Origin of the sequence: Testudinibacter crocodili, from assembly GCF_006228025.1 — a bacterium.
Classification (GTDB): Bacteria; Pseudomonadota; Gammaproteobacteria; order Enterobacterales; family Pasteurellaceae; genus Chelonobacter.
On record NZ_VDHF01000032.1, the window covers coordinates 24,451 to 30,450 of the forward strand.

Annotated in this window: 5 protein-coding genes; 3 read left to right on the plus strand and 2 right to left on the minus strand. The window is 45.9% G+C overall.

The window, feature by feature from the left end; genetic code table 11:
* Positions 1-260 precede the first annotated feature (260 nt).
* From FHQ23_RS03530 to rnd, 3 genes are read left to right on the plus strand one after another with little or no spacing between them, the layout of a single operon-like run.
* Positions 261-809, plus strand: coding sequence for a Slp family lipoprotein (locus tag FHQ23_RS03530; RefSeq protein ID WP_139613071.1), 549 nt, complete (start codon positions 261-263; stop codon positions 807-809).
* A gap of 40 nt (positions 810-849) precedes the next feature.
* Entirely contained in the window at positions 850-2,538 is a 1,689-nt protein-coding gene (gene fadD / locus FHQ23_RS03535; RefSeq protein ID WP_139613072.1) for a long-chain-fatty-acid--CoA ligase FadD, read from the plus strand.
* Between the two features lie 50 nt (positions 2,539-2,588).
* Positions 2,589-3,749 (plus strand): ribonuclease D, encoded by a 1,161-nt coding sequence (gene rnd / locus FHQ23_RS03540; protein ID WP_139613076.1) that lies wholly within the window; start codon positions 2,589-2,591, stop codon positions 3,747-3,749.
* A 37-nt stretch (positions 3,750-3,786) separates the two neighbouring features.
* On the opposite strand, the gene tpx is transcribed toward rnd, so the two are convergent.
* A complete protein-coding gene (gene tpx / locus FHQ23_RS03545; protein WP_139613073.1) occupies positions 3,787-4,284 on the minus strand; it encodes a thiol peroxidase in 498 nt (165 codons plus the stop codon).
* A gap of 31 nt (positions 4,285-4,315) precedes the next feature.
* Positions 4,316-5,776 carry a serine-type D-Ala-D-Ala carboxypeptidase gene (gene dacB / locus FHQ23_RS03550; RefSeq protein WP_139613074.1) on the minus strand — a complete coding sequence of 487 codons (1,461 nt, stop codon included), beginning with the start codon at positions 5,774-5,776 and terminating at the stop codon, positions 4,316-4,318.
* Positions 5,777-6,000: the final 224 nt, after the last annotated feature.

The window sequence follows — 6,000 nt, forward strand, 5'->3', positions numbered from 1 at the left end:
TCTGCTATTTAATTTAGCTAGGGGCTATTGATCTTTTGTGTTTATAAATCAAGCAAAAAGAGTGTGATTTTATCCGACAGCGACCTACGGTCGCAATCGGTTAAGCATTGATGAGAGGCTTTGCCTCTCTGAAGCAGCCGCAAAGCGGCTGATCTATGCGTAACCTAGTACGGCTTTGCCGTGCTAGGCTAAAAGGATTAGTTTTAGCTCAAATAATATACTTAAAAGATCAACAGACCCTAGCCTAGCTTAGGAGGCAAATGATGAAAATATTGAAATGGATTGTGCCACTATTAGCCAGTGCGGTATTGGTGGCTTGTCAGTTGGCACCAGAGGGATTGGGGCGAGACAACGCGATAATCAGTTATAAGGCGCTGCAAACTGCAGATTTTGCCTGCAATTGTGAGCAAGTGCGGTTGGGTGGCAAAGTGATTCGGGCGACTGCACTGGCGCAACAAACTGAAATTGAAGTGCTGAGTATGGCTGTTGACCGTTTTACGGCAAAGCCGATCCTAGCTTCGCAAAGCGATGGACGTTTTATCGCCGTACTTAACGGCTTTGTCGATCCGCTCAGCCTGCAAGATCAGTATATTACCGTGAGAGGAGTTTTGAGCGGTAGACAGGAGGGCAAAATTGATCAGGCGCAGTATGTTTATCCAAAAATCAAAGTAGAGGACTACCACATTTGGCAGCAAGTGATTGAATATTATTATGACGAAGATGAGTGGGCAGATTATTGGGAAGGGCGGCGCTACGGGCGATTTTTCGGACCGATACCGACCCGCTATCCGCGCCCAGCATTAAGATAAATTAACAAAATAACAATAGACAAAATAATAAAGGAATCCCATGGAAAAAATTTGGTTCGACAATTACCCGAAAGGGGCTGAGCGTGTGATTAAAACCGATAAATACCGCTCGTTGCTGGAAATGTTTGAAAATGCAGTGCGAGAACGCCCGGATCAAGCAGCTTACATTAATATGGGCAAGACGCTGACAATGCGTAAACTGGAAGAGCGCAGTCGAGCGTTTGCTGCCTATCTGCAAAATGTGTTAAAACTGAAAAAAGGCGACCGAGTAGCGTTGATGATGCCGAACCTGTTGCAATACCCGATTGCGCTGTTTGGTGTGCTGCGTGCCGGGATGATTGTGGTCAATGTCAACCCGCTCTATACCCCGCGTGAATTGGAACACCAACTGCAAGACAGTGGTGCCGTGGCGATTGTGGTAGTGTCTAATTTTGCAGCAACGCTTGAAGGTATTGTTAATGAAACCGATGTCAAACACGTGATCTTGACCCGTATGGGCGATCAGCTCTCGTTTGGCAAACGCAATTTAGTCAATTTTATCGTGAAATACGTTAAAAAGCTGGTGCCGAAATATAAACTGCCAGGGGCGGTGACATTTCGTGAAGTGCTGAGCATCGGCAAAATGCGTCAATATGTGAAGCCGCAAGTGGCTCCGGACGATCTTGCCTTTTTACAGTACACCGGAGGCACCACCGGTGTGGCAAAAGGGGCGATGCTGAGTCATAAAAATATTTTGACTAATATTTTCCAAGCGAAATGGATTGCCAATGATTTTGTTAAAGATTCTCTGGTGCGTGAAGCGATTATTGCGTTGCCGCTTTATCACGCATTTGCTTTGATTATGAATGGGCTACTGTTTATCGAATTGGGACTGACCGGTGTTTTAATCACCAATCCGCGCGACATCAATGGTTTTGTCAAAGAACTGAAACGCCATCCGTATGTGGCGCTGACCGGGGTGAATACGCTGTTTAACGCATTGTTGAATAATGAAAACTTTAGAGAGTTGGATTTCTCTGCGTTGAAACTGTCAGTCGCCGGTGGAATGTCGGTTAATCAGTCGGTGGCAGAACGTTGGCATGCGCTGACCGGCAGCAATATTATTGAAGGCTACGGCATGACCGAGTGTTCACCGCTGGTTGCGGCTTGCCCGCCACAATCGACCGAACACAATGGCAATATCGGGGTACCGATTCCGAATACCGACATCAAAATTATCAAAGAGGACGGCACAGAAGCACAACTGGGTGAACGAGGTGAGCTGTGGGTGAAGGGTGACCAGGTGATGCAAGGCTACTGGCAACGTCCGGAAGCGACTGCTGAAGTGTTGCAAGACGGTTGGTTGGCGACCGGCGATATTGTGGTGATGGGTGAAGACAAAAACTTGAAGATTGTTGATCGCAAAAAAGATATGATTATTGTCTCCGGCTTCAATGTTTATCCAAATGAAATTGAAGATGTAGTAATGTTGAATTACAAAGTGTTAGAAGTGGTGGTAATCGGCGTGCCAGACGCCAACACCGGCGAAGCAGTGAAAGTGTTTGTGGTCAAACGTGATGAAACCTTGACTGCCGATGAGATTCGCAAGCATTGCCGTGCGTATTTAACCGGTTACAAATTGCCACGCGAAATTGAATTCAGAGACGAATTGCCGAAAAGTAATATCGGTAAAATTTTACGCCGTGTTGTTCGAGATGAAGAGCTGGTGAAACGCACTGCAAAGCAGTAAAAAATCATAAAAGCAGTACCAATAATACAAAGCAGTAGAGAATGAATAATATGCAGCAACAAAATGGGCAAGTGCGGTCAGTACTTAATTATCAATGGATAGACAGTGCCGAGTTATTGCAAACTGTGTGTGACAACGCAAGAAAAAAAACAGTGGTAGCGCTGGACACCGAGTTTATCCGTACCCGCACTTTTTATCCGAAATTAGGCTTGATACAACTTTATGACGGCGAACGATTGAGTTTGATTGATCCACTGTCACTGCTGGATCTTACACCGTTCAGTCAATTGTTGGCGGATGATTCGGTGACAAAAGTGCTACACTCGTGCAGTGAAGATTTGGAAGTTTTTCAACATTATTTCAAACAGTTACCACAGCCGATGCTGGATACTCAGATCATTGCCGATTTTCTTGGTTTTTCAGCTTCCAGCGGCTTTGCCAAATTGGTGCAGCACTTTTTTGATCTGGCGTTGGATAAAGGCGCTTCGCGTACGGACTGGCTTGCTCGCCCGTTATCAGAACAGCAATTGCAATATGCCGCAGCCGATGTCTGGTATCTGTTGCCGCTGTTTGAAAAGCTGCAACCATTGTTGGCGCAAACCGAGTGGCAAAGTGCGGTTGTGGAAGAGTGTGAATTTTTGCTCAAGCGGGCGCAGCAACCGAATGATCCGGAAAATGCCTATCTAAAAATCGGCAACGCGTGGCGTTTGCACGGCGAACGTTTATTGAGCCTGAAATGGCTGGCAAAATGGCGCATGAGAATGGCGATAGAGCGGGATCTGGCACTGAATTTTGTGGTGAAAGAGCAGGCGCTATATCAAGCGGCTGAATCGCAGGTCAAGCATACTTCAGAATTTCTTGATCTGGGATTTCACCCGAATGAGATTCGTCGGCACGGTAAAAAAATTCTACAAATTATTACCTTGGCACAAAAAGTTGAAGCTGATCAATATCCGCCGGCGATCCAACAAATTGCAACCTTACCACGTTATAAAAGCACGTTGCGAGCATTGCAACATAAAGCGGGCGAGATCTGTCCACCTGCACTGAACAAAGAGCAGCTCGCAAGTCGAAAGTTGTTACACCAATTGATTAAATGGGTTTGGACTGAGCAATCTAATCCGGAGAGATTACCCCGTTTATTACAAGGTTGGCGCCAACCTTATGGGCAGCAGTTGCTATCATTGTTGCAAACCGAAACCACCCGCTAGAAAAAGGTCGGACGGCAATCCTGTCCGACCGATACTTTTAAAGCACAGCTAATGCGGCTTCATAATTGGGTTCTTGTTTGATTTCCGCTACCAGTTCACTGTGCAGAACCTTATTCGCTTCATCCAACACAATCACCGCTCTGGCGGTTAAACCACTCAACGGGCCGCTGGCAATGGCTACACCAACGGATTCGGCAAAAGTGCGGTTTCTGAAACTAGATAGGGTCACCACATTTTCCAACCCTTCTGCACCACAGAAGCGGGCTTGGGCGAAAGGCAAATCGGCAGAAATGCACAGCACCACAGTGTTGTCTAAACCGGAAGCCTGCTGGTTAAACTTTCTGACTGAAGTGGCACAAATGCCGGTGTCGATGCTTGGAAAAATATTCAAAATTTTACGTTTGCCGTTGTAATGGCTCAGCGCCACTTCGCTTAAATCGGTGGCCGTTAAGCTGAAATCGGCAACCTGTGTTGTGACGGATGGAAATTGACCGTTCACTTCGATTGGATTGCCACCTAAATTGACTGTTGTCATGCTGTTCTCCTTTGGGTATTTAAGGGTTAACTCACGGGGTTTGATAAAGTGCGTTGAATACGCCTTTTTCAAAGTTCACCAACGGACTGCGCTTGGTTTTGCTTTCTAAGTCACCGGTTGAATAGCCGTTGATAAATTGAACAAAAGCGATACGTTCGCCTTTGGCATTTTGCATGAATCCGGCAAGATTATAAACCCCTTTTAATGCACCGGTTTTGGCAATCAGGTTTTTTGCCAACGGGGCTTCACCCATTGAGCCGCGTCCGCTCAGGGTACCGTCTTGACCGGCGATCGGAAAGGTATCCAACAAGCCGAGTGTATCTTCATGGCGGCTAATATAATCCAGCGCTTGCAACAGCGCTGCTGGGCTAATCAGATTTTGGCGCGATAAGCCGGAACCGTCAGCGATTTGACTGTTGCCGAAATCGATCTCGGCTTTTTTGCTGAGAATTTGCCGCATTGCCAGCGCACTTTGCTGGAAGGAAACCGGTTTTTGATAATATTGATACCCGATCCGACGAAAGAGGCTATCCGCAATTTGATTATCGGATTTTTTCATCATCTGCTTCAATAAATCTGGTAATGGTTTGGAATAGTGGCTGGCAAGAATTGTGCCGTTAGTTGGTTGCAGCGCCAAGCGGATTTGACCATTGACATTAATTTTTAATTTTTGTAGTTGATTCATCACAATAGCGATCGCATAGGCGTCGGTATCCTGCACTGCAAAACTGAGGCCAAAAGGGTTGCTTTGCCGTGCAATACAGCCTTTTAAGGTGTAGCGATTATTATCATTGACCACCACATCAAAAGCACAATTTGCCGCTTCTTGTGCTGATACGATCCGTACTTGACTGAAAACCTGTACTGGAAAATGCGACGGCACGCGGGCTTGCACCAGTTCGCCGATCGCACCGTTAGCATTTAGCTCCACTGAAAAACAGTTGCCGTCAATGCTGGCAGCGGAAGGAGGTGCATTAAAACACATCGTCAAATCGTTCCAGATCCAGCCCAAACCGCGATCGTGACTGTTAAAGATGCTGGTATCCAACACAATATTGCCGTTGATCGTATCAATTCCCTGCCGTTTCAGTTGTGCCAGAAGTTGATAAAGCTGACCACTGCGCAAGGTTGGATCGCCGCTAAAGCGAATACTCAGATCGCCTTGCAGGGTTTTGTTGCTAATGTTGGCGCTGCTGACCAAATCGGTTGCGAATTGAAATTGATCGCCTAAACTTAACTTAGCGGCAAGTGCGGTAAACACTTTTTGCGTACTGGCGGGCAACATCAAGATCTGCTGATTATAGTCAGCAATGGTTTGCTGTCGGTTCAAATTTTCCGCCGCAAAACCGACGCTGGCACCGTTGGGCAAGTAGGAAATATAGTCATTAAGATTGACATTGGCTTGGACAGGTGTGGCATTTAACCAAGTCAGCCCAAGTAGTGAAAATACGATATTTTTGAATATAGTCGATTGAAGTTGGAATCGTTTCATAGTTTGAGTAGTGACGGATGTTGAGCGTTATTTTTTGGGTTGCCTTTTTTTATAAGACGTCCATAATAGAGCCATCAGCCAACGAGGTAAATGATTATTTCACGGCAAATTGTCATACAGTGTAAATCGTGCTGAAAGCGATTTAACAAGCCATTTTAAAAGACATGGCGAACAAGCAAATCACTACAGCATACAAACTATATTGTCAGATTATTGACAAAGAT